Below are 19493 nucleotides of genomic sequence, written 5' to 3' on the forward strand. Positions count from 1 at the left end.
TAAGAGTAAAAGTACACAATGAAATCAGTTCAGATGACCATGCTGGGAACGCTCTTTTTATTCAGTGGTTCGGTATTCGCAATAACCGAATCGATGGAAAGCAAGCATCAAGCTCAGCGCTTTTTAGCAAGCCACTTTATACAATTTAACGCGCAACATGCTTTAGATATGATCACGCAAACACCTGGATTTGTATTACAAGAAGGAAGTACGCAAAGAGGCTTAGCAAATGCTGCTGGCAATGTACTCATTAATGGCATTGCGCTGCAGAGCAAAAGCCAATCGCTGAGTGACATGTTAGAAAAACTCAGTATAGATCAGGTGGAATTCATAGATTTTTATCAAGCAAACCACCCTTTTTCAAGTGCCTCTCAATATAGCCAAGTTATTAATATTAAAGTTAATAACTCTTCAAATTCCGTTGATGTACAGTCAAGCCTAGCACTTCGAGACAGTAAGCGTTCTTTGACCGAATTTAATGCTCAAATACATACACCTTGGTTAGACTGGCAACATCAATTAAGCATTAAAGCACAAAATAGCCGCTACGAATCCAATTTTTTGGCCAATGAGTATGCTCAGCAAGCGATATTACTTGAGCAGCAAACAGAAGACTTTATTGAGCAACTTGGTGAGTTTCAGCTCAGCACTCAGTCCACCATGGTCACTGATACAAGCAACCTGCGACTCACCAGTCAATTTTGGAGCGAGCGCTGGCAAACCGACTTTATACACGCGTATTTCAAGCCAAACAGCGCCACTCCTTACGAAAACACGCATACGGTAGAGTGGCTTGATATGGATGAATATCAACTTGGGGTTGATTGGCAAACCGCTTTGCATGATACCTTTGAGCTACAGCTAACGGGTTTAGCAACAGACAACCAGCAGGCTAAAACTATCAGCGAGTTAAATGTACAAACTGAGCCATTCATTCAAAATAAACACCATAAAGAACATGCCGTTAAATTGTCTATACAAGCTAAAGACTGGCGTTTTAAGCCGCAATTGGGTTTAGAATTCAGCTACAATCAACTGCGGGCAACTACGCATTCTGCCAACCAGTTAGTGTACAACCAAGTATCAGAAACACGCTATCAACCCTTTGGCGCTATACACTGGAAGATAAGTGAAGCTTGGCAACTTTATAGTAAATTAAATGTTGAGTTTGCCACTTTGAACACCCATGCACACAAACCAACGGAGCACCATATCAAACCGTTGCTAAGGCTCAGTTATAATGCCGACAACTGGGATATAAATTGGCAATTTAAACAGCATGTTGAGCAACTAGACTTTGCCCTATTTGTAGTGAACCAAGATATCAGCTTTGACCGCATTCAACTTGGCAATAACAATATAAAACCGAGTCGTTATAGCGAGTTGTCTATACAACTCAATTACTCTGCAAGTGAATACTTTGCCATCAATAGTAAGTTATTCTCGCAGTGGCAGCGGGACATTCATGAATCAATGTGGCTCAGTAGTGACAACGAAGGTATCGCCAATGCAGGGCGTGCTCGCCTCAATGGCCTAGATGCTTTGATTGATATAAAAACGGATGCGTTATTAGCAAATAGCACCCTCACGTTTGACTATCAATATCGTCAAGCCCGTTATCATGATCCACTCGGTGGGGTGCGCGCTGTTGATGAACTGACACCGCATACGTTGAGCACCGAGTTTAGACATCGCTATGAGAGCCTCTCCTGGGGTATCGAGTTTGTAGCCAAAGAGCGTGAAACACAATACTACGTTACTGAACAGTCGGTTGAGCGTAATAGCGCAAGTACGTCGATATTTTTTGAAATGCCTTTGGCACACAAAACCACACTGCGTATTGAAGCAAACGCAATTGAAAAAGAAAAAACCCAGTACTTGCGACAATTTTACCAGCCAACACGCGCGGGTAAATTAGATGGATATCAAATAGCCAATGAAACGACCCAAAGTGAGCTTAGGTTAACACTGCGAAGCCAGCTTTAATTAGTGCAATTTGGTAACCAATGAAGTGTCTAATCGCTACTAGTCAGTCAGCAATGGAATTGGTAACTTTGTGTCCAAGTTAACAAAGGAGTGATACATGTCTACTAACACCGTTTTGCTTACTGGCGCTACTGCTGGAATTGGTTTAGCTGCTGCCAAACATTTACTACAACTTGGCTGGAGCGTCATATTTACTGGTCGAAATAGCGATAGAATAGCCGCGACGATGAGTCAACTCAGCCCATTTGTTAGCCAAGAAAAAACACTAAAAGGAGTGCTATGTGACAACAGCAATTATGACCAAATACAAACCCTCGCGGCATCGTTAGAGTACGATAAAGTCAAATTAGATGCCGTGATACTCAATGCCGGCGTGTTTTATCCGAAGTTATTCGAGCATGAGCAACTCGCTCATTTTGAAAAAACTATGAGCGTCAACTTTACAGGTCCAGCATTGATGCTACAAGCTTTGCTACCACACCTAAATAACCCTGCAAGTGTGGTGTATGTGTCGAGTATCGTGGTAGAAAAAGCATTTGCTAACGCCGCAATTTACTCTGCAAGTAAAGCGGCATTTGAAGCGCTTGCCAATACCTTAAATATTGAATGGGCAGAGCGCGACATTCGAATTAATTACCTTCGCCCGGGTGTTACCCTTACAGAAATACAAGCAAAAGCTGGGATGCAGCCTGCGCAAATTGACGAGTTTGCCAAAAGCCTAGCCACTACACCCGCGGGGCGTATTCTTGAGCCAGATGATATGGTCAGTGCACTGGCCTTTTTAATCTCTTCGGGCTCAAAGATGATGCGTGGCGCGCATATTAGGGTCGATGGCGGCTCTTGTTTATAAGTTTTTGATGAAGCCCACGGCGGGTTTCTGCCGCTATTTTTTCAACATTCATACCTGATTAATCCCATCACTTTAGAGTAATTGAGCCTTATACAACCCGGTAACCTTAAGTTACAATCGGTACAAACAACAATAATTTATGGCTGACTATGCATTTTCTTCGACCTCTTTTCTTAGTGCTTGCGCTTTTTTTGAATGGCTGTGCAAGTGTCTCTAAACCGCATGTTGACCCGCATGAGCCTGCACATACAAAGCCCAAGGTTATTACGCAACAATCGAGTTCACACACGCCCGAACGCATTCCAGCGCAGACCATTCCTTTACAACCTCATCAGTACCAAGACGTATGGCAGCGCATACGCGCTCAATTAGCCTTTGCACCGAGTGATCATCAAGCAGTGCAAGACCGCGTTGATTGGTATATGTCTCATCCAAATTATATGGATGTGATAAGCCAACGTGCCGCGCCATTTTTACATTATGTGGTAGAGCAAGTTGAAAAACGTGACTTACCCATAGAGCTGGCGCTGATGCCACTGATCGAAAGCGACTTTGATACCTCAGCTTACTCGCATAAGCATGCTTCGGGTCTTTGGCAGCTGACGCCTTTAATCGCCAAACATTACGGTGTGAAAATGAGCCCTTGGTATGATGGTCGACAGGATATCGTTGATGCAACCAATGCCGCGCTTGATTTTTTAAGCTATTTACACAAACGCTTTGACGGTAATTGGTACCATGCGATTGCCGCCTATAATACCGGTGAGGGCCGAGTCGCTCACGCTATCGGGAAAAATCTGCGCCGTGGTAAATCGACTGATTTTTTTGCTTTGTCTTTACCCAAACAAACCCGCCATTATGTGCCCAAACTGCTTGCAGCAGCGCAGCTATTGCGTGAACAAAAGATGGTTTTTCCAAAAATAGTCAATCGCCCTGCCGTTGCTGTAACAGCATTACAGCAAGGCGTCATTTTGAGTACCGAGCAGCAATGGCAGGCGCTACAAATGCTCAACCCGGGCTATACCCGTTTCCCGGCACTGTTAGATGGACCGAAACATATCGTAGTACCAGTAGAGCAGGTGTCTCAATGGCGTGCTTATTTAGCTAATTTACCCGCAATGCCCAGTTCACAGTGGCAACAATACACGATTCAACGTGGAGATAGCTTGAGCGTTATCGCCAAACGCCACGCATTGAGTGTCTCTCAGCTAAAAACCTTTAATCAATTGAAAAGTAATCATATACGCGCTGGAGACACCCTGTTATTACCTATTCTGGCAGATCAACAGCTAGACTATACCGTTCGTTCGGGGGATAGTTTATGGCGCATTGCCAAACACTTTAAGGTCTCAATCAGTGATATCAAGAAATGGAACGCGTTATCAAAAGATTCACTGCGTGTTGGCGACACGCTGACCCTATTTTTATCTAACGGTTAAAAAAATAACAGCCGAGCACTTATTGGTTGCTCGGCACTGGCATGTTAATCAGTGAAATTTTACTGTTTTATTTGAAGGTTCATACTCTCGCGTTTGGGGTTTGGTCCAAGTGCCATACTTAAGGTATTGCGTAGCAACACGCATCTTCCCATCAACAAAGCGACTCGTTGATTTAACTTTGCTAATACCATCTTGATTGCCTGCCACATCTTCATAAGCAACAAAACTGCCATCATCTGAAATGGTGATAGTCCCTTTGGTGTAAAACCCCGCTGTCGTAAAGTAATAAAACGCGACTTGCTGCTTAGTTTTATCCCAAAAGATCAGCGATTCGCCGCCATACATGCCCGCATTAATCGAGTGCAGCGTGCGTACTGCGGTACCGTTCAAAGCTTTTTCCCAGCGACTCACATCTTGCATCACAGGCTTGCCTTGCTCAACAGGGAAGTCAGCTTGCCAAGTACCTAAGTAAGGTTCAAACACCTTAAGTTCATCCACTAACCCTTGCGCCCAAACGCTTCGACCACACAATAACACCATGATGATCAGCAAAAAGACGTATACCTTTTTCATGTATTTGCCCCTGAGAGCCCATTTAGTTTGTTCAACTGTAGTCTATTAATGCCAATAATGTGCAGCGCTTTGACTGCACTGCACATCACTGATTGGTTTTATTGCTGCTTATTAGCCGAGAAATACTTTCTGCGTAGCAAGTCATGGATCACCAACTCTTGCTCACGACCATAGGCTTTAAACATGCGGTTATTGTGCATATGTAACAATGACCCTAATAGAGAGTCTTTACTACAGTTTAACGCTTCATCACTAATGAGCTGATTCAATTGCTCAACTACAGGCTCAGCCTGAACTTGCCACTGCGCGAGCAGCGCAAACAAGTCACTTTGTAACGCATCATTGGCTTGCACTAATGGCTGATTAAACTGCTCAAAATCTTTATCTAAATCTTGCTGGTAATCTCGATAACGATTGCCAAGCTGTTTTCTAAGCGCACTACTGTCGCCAAACTCTCGCCCAAATCCGTCTCGAAGTCGGCTTATCAACGCCAATTTAGCATCGTGATCATAGTTAAAGAGTGTAAGTAACCTGTCGGTGTACAGCAACGCAGCACGCCAGCGCACCTGTTCACCATGCTCTTCAATGAGCGCACACACTTTGGCAATAAATTCGCTGTCGAACATAAACAAAGACTCAACCAACGCCATTGACTGCGGCCCACCGTAACGCTCTACTTCGCGCTCATAGGTCATCAACTCCACTTTGTGCAGTTCGCCCTGTTCAATCATCGGGTCAAGCAACTGATTAAGAAGCGGTAGTAGCTGACCACATAACACCTGCGGTTCACCAAAAAAGCGCAACCTTAAGTGCCAATCGGGGTCGCTATAACGAATAAAGAACCACTTGTCGTATAGCTCACGATGTTGCTCAATCAACGGTTGTAGTTGCTCACTAAGCAGCTGTTCAACAAGCGAATTACCCGAGTATATTTTTAAACTTAACCACTGTGAGCCGGCACTAAAGCGACGCTTAATCGGCGCTGCAGTAATATTGGCAATGGGATTATCGGCAAAATGTATATGCTTAGGGGCGTTGCCATTGAACAGTGGCACTATCAGCTCGTTGTTATAATGCAGGCCTTGCGCATCCACCACTCTTGATTGATATTGACTGCTTAGCACCTCTTTAAGCTCAACACGCGTTGTGCCTTTGGTTTCGGATAACAAAATGGCAAACATATCAGGGTTGGTTAAATCAAGCTGCAAGACATTATCAGCTATGGCGTAGCATACTTGCGCATCAAGCTGATACTTAGCCATTAATGCATTGAGTTTGTCTCTATCAAACTGGCCTTTCTTGGCGATAGCTTCTAATTGCGCTCGCTCAATACGCCATGTTTTCTCGCTCAGGATTAAATTATCTAACATAACACGAGGGACAAAGGCACTTCGTGCCGTGCTGCTTGGCATTTGGAAGTTTGGCGCTCTGCCAGACTGATGTTGTAACATACACAAAAATTTATAAGCACTTAAGCTTCTTGCTGAATAATTGTGTGCACTCGATAATCTGGGTACCACTTGCTTATTTAAGCGTTTGCTCCACAGCTTAACCTTCTGCCCCTCAACCCAAACGTGTAAGTCACTCAATGGAATTTGATATTCGTCAGCCAGAGAACTGTCGGCCATAAACACAATTTCGTATTCACGTAAGTGAGGACGCGCTATCACATTACCAGGCCTTCCTTCTGGCATGTGTACTACTTCTGCAAAGATCACATCCGGTGAATGGGCTTGCTCTTTACGCAACTGTGCAATCACTTGCTCTTTCAATGAGGCCTCTAAGTGACAAAAACGACCTAATAAATTTGCCGATGAAGGCCCATAACATCCGTTTAGCTTAACAACGGGGTTATGGTTATCGTCTTCGTACACACTGAGCATGGCCGCAAATGAACTAGGAAATTTGTTTACCGCACCTTTGTTGGTTACTTGTGATTTGAGCTCTTTGCTTTTTAATACAATGCAGTCTTTTGCCCTATTTTCGGGTAGACTGATAGCATCATCGATAATGCTCTCTAGTACGCTGACAGGTGGCGTAGTTCTGCCACTTTGCGCTTGTCGATTACCAAGTGGTAGGCCAGCAATCAGTGGTGCATCATATCCAGTTTCATCAGAAATACCAATTCCCGACTCATCATCCAAAATTACGTCCAGCGGTACAAACTGACCTTCAAAGCGGGCATTAAATTGCGCCATAAAATCATTCAAGGCAGTGGAGTCCGAGTCTGTACTTAACCCAGCGATTAACTCTAACTGTTTCTTTAACCTAGAAATTTCCATTTCACTGAGCTGGCACTGATCAAAATGGCGATAAACATCCGATTGAAAAAGTTTATTCTCTTGAACTTTAATCGGTAAGCGCTCTAGGTGCGCTAAGATCTGCTTATAAGGTGCTATCTGCCCAGTTTTTTGCTCATCCAATCGCTCAACCTGAGCAAGCGCCGTTGCCAGATGATCGGCTGTTTCATGCTCTTCAATGGCTTGCAAAGACTTGAGTAGTGCTAAATCGGGAGAATCCCCAGTCAATGGTAAAGGAATATCAGCTTGCAGGACGCCTTCATCAATCAAGTCTTGAATATAAGCTTCCACATCTTCTTTATCTGCTTCAGGATATTGCGCATGAAACACCTCGACCAGCGCATTAAAGCTTAAACCCGGCTTTGCGCTTTCTAAGGCAAATTTGAAGTACTCGTCGCTTTCTACCGCACTTAAGCGATATTGCATACTGTCATCAGAGAGGTATGTTTCGATGTATCGACATTGCTGAGCAATAAAATAATGAGATGAGTTAGGCTTATATTTTAAAGAATCTGAGCGCGATGCATGCTTAATAAAATGCTCTTTTAAAGCCGACAAATAAAACATATCAAGGCGAGTGCTACGGTTATCTTGGGTGTGTTCACCGCCAACCAATGCTGTTTGATTGCCAACTTGACCCATATGCACGCCTGAGAATAAACCAAATGGCGTCGGTCGTGAGCACATACGTACCATGTACTTTATCAGTGCATGAGCAACCTTTTTACCTTGTTTTGAGTCAGGTTTATCACGCCACTGTTCAATCCGATCAAGTAAGGACGGGCTTGCTAAATACAGCGCTTCAAGCACACCTGGAGTCTCTAGCCAGTCATTAAGCACGACATTACTATCTGCATCAGGTGCCGAAAATGCGTGTAAGTGTTCTACTGCTAGTCGCGGCGTGCGAACAACAAAAAACGGGGCATTTTCAATCGGTTGAATAGTAGCGTTTGCTTGTTTTGAATTAGTCGTCATACATCCTCCGTTATGCCATCAACAAACAGTCAGTCCAACTTGTGTCATCATTGAGCACACCGAGTAACGCCAGACCTATCCCTGAGTAGCCCATTAAAAACCCATAATCCACCACATACTTTTGTTCTCGACCATCAAAACAATACATCGCTTCAATACCGCGCTTCTCAAACTGCTCTACTGTGTAATCTAGCCAAGTCTGCATCGCTGATGCGAGTGCTGGGTGAGGCATCACTTGATTGAGTAATTGATAAATAGTCACCATGCCAGCGAAGCCATGACAAAGACCAGCATCATTAATTTGACCCGATTCAGCGTCTCTTTTAGTCGTGTGCAACGCAATCTCTAAAGCCTTCTCGACATAACTTGGCCTATCGATTGCGTGCCCTACTCGGGCCAAAGTCAAAGCAATCGTTAAATCGCCGTAACACCAACCCAAGCGTGAGCCGTGACTTTCACTAGGTACGCATGTCCCGTAGCACGAACGTTCAGTGTCAGTGTTTTGTTGGGCTAAAAGCCAGTCGCAACTACCTTGCAGCAACTCACTCACATGTGCTTTTAATTCGTCAATAGCTAACGCTGGCAACAAAGCCGCAATAATGCCTGGCACACCATGCGCCAAGCCAAGGTTATACTCTGGTTCATCCGTTACATCTTTATTCAATCGATAAACCGAGTTACTAGGTTGAGACCAAGCAATATGACCCTTATCTAATCTGGTTGCCGTGCTCTGTAGACCTCTAACAATCACCTTCCAAAGCGCAGTTTGGTCGCTATACAGCGCACGTCTTGCCGCGTAAGGACTATAGCCTGCAAGACCGAGCACGGACTCAATTTCCCCCGGCCATGGGTCGTGTGCCAAAGCATCGCTAAACAACTGATCAACATCTTCCAACAGCTCTGCATCATAATCTTCTTTATCCGCTTGGTTCAGGTACTCTAATAACCAAGCTTGGCCAGCTAAACCGTTACTCAACTCAAAAGTCTGCTCTGCCAGCCCTTCTTGTAACTGTTCAAGCTTTTGCGAAAATACCGCTTCATCCACCCAATCAGCATTCCACTGGTGGGCTTGGTACAAAAACAACAAATGCCCTGCGATACCACTGAGTAAACCGTGATTATGTTCTGAGGTATCTAAATGGCTGACCTCGGTGGCAAGAAGCTGAATGATTTGCTCTATTTTCTCTTTATTTTTTATATGATTATTATTCATACTTTTCCTTAAGCCTTTATTATTATGATGCTGCAAAATGAGTGGCTCCTCATTTTTATTATTTGTCATCACGCCTCTGTAGGGCTTTGCTCTTTGTATTTGCTTAGCTTTATTTCACGATCTGCGGATGCGATGGTTTCTTTACGGTGCGCGATTATCACCCGCGTAATTTTTAACCTTGATACGGCATCATTGATATCTGATTCTAAACTGGTATCAAGGTGGCTCGTTGCTTCATCCATAAATAGGATTTTGGGGTCTTTATACAAGGCTCTAGCAAGAATAATACGCTGCTTCTGCCCGCCAGACAGACTCGAGCCCATATCGCCAATCAAGCTATCGTAACCCATAGGCATCGCACTAATATCATCGTGAATCGCCGCAAGATCGGCACAATACACCACCTTTTGCATATCAATCGGTGTATCAAAGAAGGCAATGTTATCAGCAACAGAGCCCGATAATAGCTCATCATCTTGCATCACCGCAGCGATTTGCTGGCGATATTGACGAGCGCCGATTTGCTCCAATGGAATACCATCGATGAGCACTTCACCACTTTTAATAGGGATCAAACCGAGCATAATCTTAAGTAATGTAGACTTACCGCAACCAGACGGACCTGTAATAGCAACAGACTCACCTGCGTTAATTTTTAAACTCAGATCATGCAACACATTGGCAGATGCATCTGAGTAAGAAAAGCTCACATTCTTTATTTCTATATTACCTTCAATGATATGGCGCTTGGTTTTATCAGGCTGTAGTTGTTCTTTTTCAGTGAGGGCAATATCTGCAATACGATCAAAGTGCAAACCAAGCATTTTAAACTCGATGAATTTTTCAATCAGATTGGCGGTTTTATCCATAAATTGGCGTTTATAAGACATAAACGCAAACAACATACCGGTACTAAAACCACCTTGAATAACCAATTGAGCCGCCAAGTACACAACGACGATATTCTCTATGCCAAACAAAGCTCGGTTAACAGCGTCATAGCCAATCTGAAAGTTACCTAGGCGAATATTTTGATTGATTGCATTGGCATAACGATTTTGCCACTGACCTTCTCGTTTTACTTCAGAGCCAAACAATTTAATAGTTTGAATACCACGTACCGTCTCCATGAAGTTGGAATTTTCTTCGGCGCGCGCCATGATCTCTTGCTCACTAATGGCGCGAAATGGTTTGTACATCGCCACCCGAACCAAGGCATATAGCACAACGGCAATCAAGACTACCAACGATAACATAGGCGAGTAGAAAAAAATCATGGCTAACGTGATCACCGCCATCAAACCATCAATAATGGCCTCTATCACACCGGTTGTCAGTAGCTGCTTGACCTGCTGTAATGAACCAAACCGAGAGACCACATCACCCATATGGCGAGTTTCAAAGTAGCTTAAAGGCAGGCGCACCAAATGATGAAATAAGTTGGCGCCCAATTGAATATTCATTTGGTTACCAAAATGCAGTAGTGTAAAGCCCCGCAAAGCATTAGTTGCGATCTCAAAGGTCAATACTAAGAAGAAGCCAACCGCGAGTACGGTGAGTAACGAAGTGTCGCCAGTGAGAATCACATCATCGATAACCAGCTGAATGTAATAGGGTGATGCCAAGGTAAATATTTGCAATAAAACCGACAGCGCAAATATAAGCACTAGTGAACGCTTAAGACCGGTGATCCGACTCCAAAAATCAGAGAATTTTAAAGACGGTTTGGCCTCTTGTTTTTCAAAATTCTTGGTGGGTGTAAGCTCCAGCGCTATCCCAGTGAAATGCTTGGAGGCTTCCTCTAAAGTAAAGGTTTTTTCTCCTGACGCAGGGTCATGAATGACAATGCGCTTTTCATTGGCCTTTTTTAACACCACAAAGTGGTTCATATCCCAATGCAATATACACGGTGTTTGCAGCGCATCAAGATCTTCAAGCTCAATGCGCAGTGGCCGAGAGGTCAATTCAAGCTTTTCGGCAAAGTGCATAATATCTAGCAGCGTAGCGCCTTCTAAAGAGATACTAAATTTTTGCCTTAAGGAAATCAGATCGCTGTTATAACCATGGTATGCCGCAACCATGGCTAGACTGGCTAAGCCACATTCAGCGGCTTCTGATTGTAAAATAATAGGCAGAGATTTTCTCGACCAAAACTGTAGCTTAGCTACGGGTGATTCATCTTCAACATGCATAATAAGCCGCCTGTTCCTTTGTTTACAGCTTACAGCTGACCTTTAATGCTAAATACCGGATCAAATAGCCACCTTAATAAAGACCGCTCTTCGATAACAATGTCTGCGTCTAATGTCATACCAGGGCGCAGTGCAGAGTCTTTACCATAAGCTTGTACAGCTTGTTGCTCTAATGCCACGACGACCCGATACGCAGGAGAAGAGATAATACCTGGCGTGTTGGTTTCATCCGGAAAAATTACACTTTGGCTCACTTCAATAACGTGTCCATCGTAAACGCCAAACTTCTCGTAAGGAAAAGCATGGTACCTTAAACGTGTTGGCTGGCCTTCTTTTACAAAACCAAACGCACTGGTTGGCACAAAAATGATGGCCTGCATTTGGCTATTTTCGGGTAATACCGATAGCAAGTTTTGACCATTAGTGACATTTTTACCCACCTTAGCCATTAACCCACTGACAACACCAGATTTTGGCGCTCTAAGCTCACCTAGACGCTGCTGCTCTACAGATGAAAGCTGAATTTGTAGCTCCGCTTTTTGCGACTGAAGTTGAGATAGATGATCGCTTTGCTCTAACGGTAGCTGCTCAAGTTGATTTTCAAGTTGTTCGATTTGGCTTTGTAGTGCCAAACGCTCAGACTGAATACTTGACGCCTGTTGCTTTAAAGACAACAAAGTGTCTTTTTGCCTTTGTAGCTCCAACTCAGAAATATAGCCAGTGCCCTTCAAAGTACCTATTTGAGATACCATTTGCTCGTTTAACGTCAAACGTTCAGCAAACGTCAAAGCCTGCCCTTCAAGCTCTCTTAAACGTGCTTGTGCCGATGCTTTTTGCTGAGACAGTTCATTGAGTGCAAGCTTGTTTTGCCGCTGTTGTTGTACAATTCGTTGCTCTAATGCGCTTAGTTGAAAGTTATACTGATTCAACAACGCCTGATTAAGTTCCACGGCATGCTTGCTATGCTTAGCAGAAGCAATTCGCAATAACGGCTCACCTTGCTCTACGTATTGCCCTTCTTTTACCAAAATTTCAGATACGACGCCTGTTTGGGGCGCTTTAAGCCGTAAGATGCCAGTATTTGGCTCAATGACACCTGATACGCGCTCTTTGCGCGTGTACTTGCCTAAAGATAAAAATATAAGACTGATAACAACCACTGCCACTACCATCACAGCGAGCGTGCTAAAAAGGGGGGGTTGTACCAAAGAAACTGCACCTTCTAGCCTGTGCCGCTTGTTCTCCATTACTTCTTTGCGGAATAAGTTTTCCATAGCTCTACTTCGGGTAACATTATTGTTAAATTTTTTTCACTGAAATCACAATGTACCATGGAAGGCGACAAAAAGGAACGCGCCCAATACACAGCATTTACCTGTTATTTTTGACGTTTACATTTCGGTTAGTCGCAATATGCCCTAAACCAAAAAGAGCGCTTTAACGCGCTCTTTTATACATAATACTGTAGGTTAAGACTTTTTAGTCGGTCGTTGCCAACCATTTAGATTTCTTTGCTTAGCACGCGCTACAGCGAGCTGTTCGCTCTCAACCGTTGCGGTGATCACCGACCCGGCTCCGATTGTCGCGGTTGCACCTATGGTAACAGGTGCCACTAGCGCAGAATTAGAACCTATAAAGGCGTTATCACCAATAATCGTTTTTGATTTATTCACACCATCATAGTTACAGGTAATTGTGCCAGCGCCAATATTCACTTTTTCGCCAATTTCAGCATCCCCTAAATAGGTCAAGTGATTAGCTTTTGAGCCTTTGCCCAGTCTGGTTTTTTTCATCTCAACAAAGTTACCGACGTGAGAATCTTCTTCCATAATGGCACCCGGTCTTAGCCTTGCAAAAGGTCCTAACGTACACTTGTCACTAACCTGTGCGTCTTCTATCAGGGTATTTGCTTTGATCACAACGCCGTCACCAATCACACAATTTTTTAGTACGCAATTTGGTCCAATGATAACGTCATTACCGATCTCGACTTTACCTTCAAAAATCACGTTGATGTCGATTGAAACATCTTGGCCCGTGGTCACTTCACCGCGTACGTCAACTCTTTGCGGATCAGCCAAACTCGCACCATTAAGCATTAAAGATTCAGCTTGCCAAGCTTGATAAGCACGCTCTAGCGCGGCTAACTGCACACGATTATTCGCCCCTTCAACTTCCATCGCATCTTCTGGTTGAGCAGATGTGATCTCAACACCTTCGCTATGGGCCATAGCAACAATGTCGGTCAAGTAATATTCACCTTGGCTATTGTTGTTAGAAAGAGCACCCAACCATTTTTTTAGCAAGCGGCCATTAGCCGCCATAATGCCTGTATTGATCTCTTGAATTGCTAACTGCTCTGGTGTCGCATCTTTTTGCTCTACAATGCCTACTAACTTGCCATCTTCTCGTAGCATACGACCATAACCCATTGGGTTATCCAGTGTGACGGTTAACACCGCAAGCCCATTTTGCGGTGTGATAGCTAATAAACGCTCCAGTGTCTCGCGTTTGGTCAAAGGCACGTCACCATATAAAATCAATACTGTGTCATCATCACCAATATGGTCTTTTGCTACACCCACAGCATGACCCGTCCCCAGCTGCTCTTCTTGCAGTACCCAATTTACATCGTTGTGCGACAACGTAGCTTGCAACTGCTCTGCACCATGTCCGTATACCAAGTTGATATTTTTCGACCCAAGCGCAAACGCATTATCAATCACATGTTGTACCATAGGCTTGGCAGCAACAGGGTGAAGCACTTTAGGTAGTTTTGAGCGCATGCGAGTACCTTTACCCGCGGCAAGAATAACAGTCGTTAATGACATCGTAAGAAAGTCCCGTATTTACGTTGTATGAGTGGTGCATAAGCATTAATACACGCATTCTAACTGATATTAAGAGTTTTGAAAAAGAGAAGATAGGTAAGTCAAAGGCGGTAATAACGGGTGATTATCTCGAATAGGTCTATGCACTCTCTAAATACAGCACTTTTAAGCTTTCATTCAAAAACTGACTGCGCTCTGTGGCAGACGAACAAAATTGCCTCGATGCAATTTTCACTTCATCACAGCGTGCATGAACCGTTAAAATGCAGCTCTTATCGCGCAGCGGGCACGATTCATAATTATTGTTAGGCCCACACGCGCAACATTTTTTAAACGCTTCAACATCGGTGTGCTTAAGATAGGAAAATGACACAGGCAGAATATCCAACGCTACACTACTGAATAACGTTGACAAGCCATTTTCAGGACTAGGCTTAATAGTTCCGATTAAAGATAGACCTTGCTTATTTGCCTGCTTTAAAACGTACTTTTTCAGTCGACTATAAATACCTCTTCCTCTGAAAGCGGGACTTATCCATGCAGTGCCAATTTCGGCAAAGTTATTTGATAACTTTCTTAAACAGGCATGACCAATAACCTTATCACCAGTAAACTCGCTAGTTACAACAACGTATGCGTCGCCATTATCTAAATCTTGCTTTACTTCAGTGTAGGTTCGCTGCAATAAGGCTGGCTCCTTGATAGAAGCTTCGCTAATAGTGGTTGCAAGCATGCACTTCAACTCATTTGATAACGACAATGAACTAACGATCCTTTCCATAATTAAAGCCCTTACATTCTATATAGAAATCAAATTGACTCTTAATGGGGTGAGCCTGAACGCGTATTTTATTGCACTATCAAAAATTAAACAGTGGTGGATCTGACAGTATTGCGCTCATTTTTCGTTCGCTAAGATACGGTGAGCGATAGAGTTTAAAACTAAAATGAAACTAAAGATGAAAGGTTTATTATGGAAAGTGTAATAAGGTCAATTTTTGGTAGTACACACGGTACACAAAAAGTTGCACAAGGGGATACTAGCGGTAACATTTGTTCAGTAAGTGGCCAGGTTATCGTTCAAGATGATGCTACCGTTGAGTCAATCGTATCTATTAGTGGCAGTATTAGAGTCGGTAGTAATTGCAAAATTGGTGCAATAAAAAGCGCAAGCGGTAGCGTAAAGATCAACGATAGTAGTCACATAGGGAAAATCGAAATAGCGAGTGGTTCACTCAGTATCGCACAACAGTGTCAAGTTGAGTCTATAGCGGTCTTAAGTGGTAGCACTAAAATAGATAAAAACTCTCAAATAAAAGAGAGCCTTATTTGTTCAAGTGGCACCTTAAGACTGATGCCTAACGTAACTGTTGATGGTAATATTCAAACCGATAGTGGCAACATTATAATAGAAGAAAATGCGAGTCTAGGTGGTGATATAACGTTTACAGAAATGCCAAAACCTAAACTTGGCTTTTTCCGAGCTAATTACTCAAAACCGAAACTTATCATCGCTTCAGGTTCACGCTTGGAAGGCAACATACATTTGTATAGAAAAGTGGATGTAACATTACCACCAGAAATCTCACCTAATAAAATTATACGCCACTATTAAAAACCCAATTTAAATACACAAATTGCTCGTTAATATAAATAAAAAAGAGGCTTCCTCCTCTTTTTTTAACTTTTAAAAGTACTATTTAAACGCTAACGTGCAATGATTTTTCGATGTAATGGGGCATCCATTTGTCTCTTTCATTCCACCTGCAATTTCAGCCGTTTGCTTTTGGTTTAATGCCGTTCCACCTACTAGTTGCTTAACTATATTCTTTTTAATTTTCAACTTCATACAACCCCTCTAAAATAACTTTTATAAGATACAAAAAAAACAACAAACAAGAATAAAAATATAACCTGTTAATAATTACAGGTAATAAAATCAAATCAAAAAAAAGAGGCTTTCGCCTCTTTTTGGTTCAAACAAAAAACAAAAACAAAACTATTTAAGTGCTCTTACAGGCTTATTATAAACAACCTTACTCATTGGGATAAAACATGAAAACAAAGAGACAAGCAATATTGACAAAAAAGCTAAAACAAATGCCAAATAACTAAATCCAACTTCCAATTCGTAATAACTATTAGCTATAAAGTACAACCCAGATATAAAAGCAACACTCACAATTAACCCTAAAAGAACGGGCTTACTACAATCGAAAAGTACTAATTTAGATAGTATTTTAGGCGACCCACCTAAGGCCATCCTAACACCGAGCTCATAGGTTCTTAAGTTAACACTGTAGCTAAGGACCCCATAAATACCCATACCCGCAAGCAGAAGAGTTAACAGTGATAGTATTGATGTTATCGTTGCTATCGCTATATCTCTAGATAGCAACGCTCTATATGCTTCATCGACTTTTATATATTCACCCACTCTAAGGTTTCTATTAATCTTCCTAAGCACTTTGTTTAACTCGATTTTACTTAAGTTTGCATTAGGACTAACGCTAATCATAAAGCTCAGACTTGAAGTTCTGCCAGTAAACATCTGGGGCACATCTCCCGCGCGAGGTACATAGACATCTTTAACGATGCCAATCACTTTATAGGGGTCTTCTTTATCATCCCAATATAAGTTTTTACCCAACACAGACTTAGCGCCACCAAAGCTGTTTGCTACCGTTTCGTTAACCAACATAACCTTTTCAGAGTTTCTGATTTCTTCAGCTTTAAAGTCTCTACCCATCACTAACGGAATATCAAAGGTGCTTAAGTACTTCTCGTCAACTAAGTTCACATTTGGGAGCACTTTCTCCCCCGCTCTTGCAGCATCTTTTGTTAGAATAGATGTCCAGTTATTCGTAATTAAAGGTGGGTATATTGCATTACTAACCTTATTGACGCCTGATATATTATCTAACTCGCTCGTGAGGTGATCTATAAATGCAATTCGTTCATCTCTATTGAACTGTTGACCACTTGAATCAACTGACACCCAATATACATTTTCCGTTTTAAATCCTGACGGTTGCTCAATCACCTGCAAAGAGTTTTTAAAGAATGAAAAATTAATAGTAAGTAAAACTCCAGCCAGCGCAACTTGAGATATAATTAAAACACTTCTCGTTTTTGCTGAAATTTGCAACCCACTCCCTTTACCACTCACCCTCAAAACATTATTCAAAGCTTTATAATCTATTAAATTCGATATTATAAAACCAAAAACAGAAGCGATTAAAATAGAAATGAGCACAGAAAAAAATACAACAATGTAGTTTATTGATAATTCTTCAAGCCTTGGCAAATGGCCATCAGCGTATTCTCTTATAAATGAAAAGCTAAAGTGAGATAAGACTAATCCAATAACCGTCGCAGTCAATGTCAAAACAAATGACTCAATAAATATGCCCCTGAAAATATGATGTTTTTGCGCACCTAATGTAGCTTGAATCGCATATTGTCGTTGTTTTTCAGCAGCACGAGACAGGAATAAGTTAGATATATTGGCACATGCAATCAATAATAAAGCAAAAACAGCGCCCAACATCATCAGTGATGTCGAGCGGCTATCACCAATGATCACCTCTTCAAAGGTTTTTAGCTTCGCTTTCGTGGATACATTTTGTCCCCATGGAAACGCTTTCGCTTCTTGTACAAAACGCTCATTTATTCTTGCACTTAAATACTGCTGTGCTTGTGCAGGTGTTACGCCAGTGGCAAGTTTTCCTACAAGCTTGAGCTCAAAAAAACCAGCAATCCAATTTCGGCGGGTTTGCTCATCTCGACTGTTAAAGTCAAAAGGAAGCCAAATTTGTGTTTGTCTACCCTGCATATACAGCGCAGGTTCTACAAATTGCTCGGAAAGAACACCGATAATCTTATAACCTACTTGCCCTATTTCTATCTTTTGGGCCAAAACATCGGCACGACCATTAAAGTCTTTTTGCCACAGATCGTAGCTGATAACGGCGACAGGAACATGGGTGTCGAGCCCCTCATTTTTGTCAAAATAGCGACCAACTGCCATTTGGGCGCCCAGTAAATTAAACAGCTCTGGTGTAGTAAACGTTGCAAAAACCTTCGGTATTCCTGCTAGGTTGCTCACCTGCAATTCTTCATAATGCAATAAGGCTGACTGCGAAAATTTATCGTTATTTTTGTACGCATCAACGGCTCCAGCATACGAATGCACGCCAGCTCCTAAAAACTTCCCGTTGTCATGTCGCTCACCCTCAACAACAAATAATCGCTCCTGCTGAGGATATGGTAGTGGTTTTAGTAACACAGTGTAGTTTAGTGTCACCATAGTAATAAATGCGCCAAGCGTTATACTCAGGGTTAATATAACTACAGCCGCAAAGCTAGGCCGCTTACTCAGACTATAAAGCGCTACCTGCAGTTCTTTTAGCCAATAATTCATACAGCCTCCCGAAGTGGTTCTTGCGCTTTTTGGATTTGACCATCAAGTAGGTTGTAGTGAATGCTGGCTCGGTCAGCATAACGAGGGTCATGGGTAACAAGACAAATCGTTGTGCCATCGTTATTGAGCTTTTCTAATAGATCCATAATGGCATCGCCATTTTTTGAATCTAGGTTTCCGGTTGGCTCATCCACTAACAAAATTGCTGGGTTAGCTACAAGTGCTCGTGCTATTGCGATACGCTGCTGCTGTCCACCAGATAGCATATTTGGTCGATGGTCTTTACGATGCAACATCTCTACACACTCTAAACATTGCTCAACACGCTGTGTTATCTCTTGTGCACTATATTGCTGCTGACTATATTGCAAAGGCAGCGCAATGTTATCAAACACAGACAATTCATCAATAAGGTTAAACTGTTGAAAAATAAAACCTATTTTTTCAGCTCGAATAGCTGCACTCTGTGCTAAAGATAGTTTGGTTACATCATGACCTTCGATCATGTAGGTACCCGATGTTGCTTCATCAAGCAAGCCAAGAATAGACAACAAAGTAGATTTACCACAGCCAGAGGGGCCCGATATGGATATATACTCACCACTTCTAATTGTTAAGTCGATACCTTTTAGCGCATGTGTTTCCATGCTCTGCGTTTCGAATACTTTGGTGATGTTAGTCATTTGAATTTTAATGTCTTGCATGTTCTTG

At 42.5% G+C, this 19493-nt stretch carries 14 protein-coding genes; 4 read left to right on the forward strand and 10 right to left on the reverse strand.

Annotation, left to right across the window (positions count from 1 at the left end; translation table 11 throughout):
- The first annotated feature begins 18 nt into the window (after positions 1–18).
- From HG263_RS12240 to HG263_RS12250, 3 genes are all read left to right on the forward strand, one after another.
- On the forward strand, positions 19–1986 hold the full coding sequence (locus tag HG263_RS12240; protein WP_171626360.1) for a TonB-dependent receptor: 1968 nt from the start codon (positions 19–21) through the stop codon (positions 1984–1986).
- 97 nt (positions 1987–2083) lie between these two features.
- Positions 2084–2836 carry an SDR family NAD(P)-dependent oxidoreductase gene (locus HG263_RS12245; RefSeq protein ID WP_171626361.1) on the forward strand — a complete coding sequence of 251 codons (753 nt, stop codon included), beginning with the start codon at positions 2084–2086 and terminating at the stop codon, positions 2834–2836.
- A gap of 149 nt (positions 2837–2985) precedes the next feature.
- The gene (locus HG263_RS12250; RefSeq protein WP_171626362.1) at positions 2986–4275 is read left to right on the forward strand and encodes a LysM peptidoglycan-binding domain-containing protein; all 1290 of its coding nucleotides are present in this window, start codon (positions 2986–2988) and stop codon (positions 4273–4275) included.
- A 48-nt stretch (positions 4276–4323) separates the two neighbouring features.
- Here HG263_RS12250 and HG263_RS12255 read toward each other — a convergent pair whose 3' ends face one another.
- The 7 genes from HG263_RS12255 to HG263_RS12285 all read right to left on the reverse strand — a co-directional run bounded on the left by HG263_RS12255 (position 4324) and on the right by HG263_RS12285 (position 15140).
- Positions 4324–4848 carry a hypothetical protein gene (locus tag HG263_RS12255; protein ID WP_171626363.1) on the reverse strand — a complete coding sequence of 175 codons (525 nt, stop codon included), beginning with the start codon at positions 4846–4848 and terminating at the stop codon, positions 4324–4326.
- A 98-nt stretch (positions 4849–4946) separates the two neighbouring features.
- Complete coding sequence (locus HG263_RS12260; protein ID WP_171626364.1) at positions 4947–8123, reverse strand: lantibiotic dehydratase; 3177 nt, start codon at positions 8121–8123, stop codon at positions 4947–4949.
- 10 nt (positions 8124–8133) lie between these two features.
- Complete coding sequence (locus HG263_RS12265; RefSeq protein ID WP_171626365.1) at positions 8134–9336, reverse strand: lanthionine synthetase C family protein; 1203 nt, start codon at positions 9334–9336, stop codon at positions 8134–8136.
- A 68-nt stretch (positions 9337–9404) separates the two neighbouring features.
- Entirely contained in the window at positions 9405–11528 is a 2124-nt protein-coding gene (locus tag HG263_RS12270; RefSeq protein ID WP_171626366.1) for a peptidase domain-containing ABC transporter, read from the reverse strand.
- A 29-nt stretch (positions 11529–11557) separates the two neighbouring features.
- Positions 11558–12802 carry a beta-barrel domain-containing protein gene (locus HG263_RS12275; protein WP_171626367.1) on the reverse strand — a complete coding sequence of 415 codons (1245 nt, stop codon included), beginning with the start codon at positions 12800–12802 and terminating at the stop codon, positions 11558–11560.
- A 195-nt stretch (positions 12803–12997) separates the two neighbouring features.
- The gene (gene glmU / locus HG263_RS12280; RefSeq protein ID WP_171626368.1) at positions 12998–14359 is read right to left on the reverse strand and encodes a bifunctional UDP-N-acetylglucosamine diphosphorylase/glucosamine-1-phosphate N-acetyltransferase GlmU; all 1362 of its coding nucleotides are present in this window, start codon (positions 14357–14359) and stop codon (positions 12998–13000) included.
- Between the two features lie 139 nt (positions 14360–14498).
- Positions 14499–15140, reverse strand: a complete 642-nt coding sequence (locus HG263_RS12285; protein WP_171626369.1) for a GNAT family N-acetyltransferase — start codon at positions 15138–15140, stop codon at positions 14499–14501.
- A gap of 192 nt (positions 15141–15332) precedes the next feature.
- On the opposite strand from HG263_RS12285, the gene HG263_RS12290 reads away from it, so the two are divergent.
- The gene (locus HG263_RS12290; protein ID WP_171626370.1) at positions 15333–15974 is read left to right on the forward strand and encodes a hypothetical protein; all 642 of its coding nucleotides are present in this window, start codon (positions 15333–15335) and stop codon (positions 15972–15974) included.
- Positions 15975–16055: 81 nt separating this feature from the next.
- Here HG263_RS12290 and HG263_RS12295 read toward each other — a convergent pair whose 3' ends face one another.
- The 3 genes from HG263_RS12295 to HG263_RS12305 all read right to left on the reverse strand — a co-directional run bounded on the left by HG263_RS12295 (position 16056) and on the right by HG263_RS12305 (position 19486).
- The gene (locus HG263_RS12295; protein WP_171626371.1) at positions 16056–16208 is read right to left on the reverse strand and encodes a hypothetical protein; all 153 of its coding nucleotides are present in this window, start codon (positions 16206–16208) and stop codon (positions 16056–16058) included.
- Between the two features lie 150 nt (positions 16209–16358).
- On the reverse strand, positions 16359–18782 hold the full coding sequence (locus HG263_RS12300; protein WP_171626372.1) for an ABC transporter permease: 2424 nt from the start codon (positions 18780–18782) through the stop codon (positions 16359–16361).
- Positions 18779–19486 carry an ABC transporter ATP-binding protein gene (locus HG263_RS12305; RefSeq protein ID WP_171626373.1) on the reverse strand — a complete coding sequence of 236 codons (708 nt, stop codon included), beginning with the start codon at positions 19484–19486 and terminating at the stop codon, positions 18779–18781. The genes HG263_RS12300 and HG263_RS12305 overlap by 4 nt, the downstream gene beginning before the upstream one ends.
- Between the last annotated feature and the right edge of the window lie 7 nt (positions 19487–19493).

This window comes from Pseudoalteromonas caenipelagi, from assembly GCF_013140855.1.
Lineage (GTDB): Bacteria > Pseudomonadota > Gammaproteobacteria > Enterobacterales > Alteromonadaceae > Pseudoalteromonas > Pseudoalteromonas caenipelagi.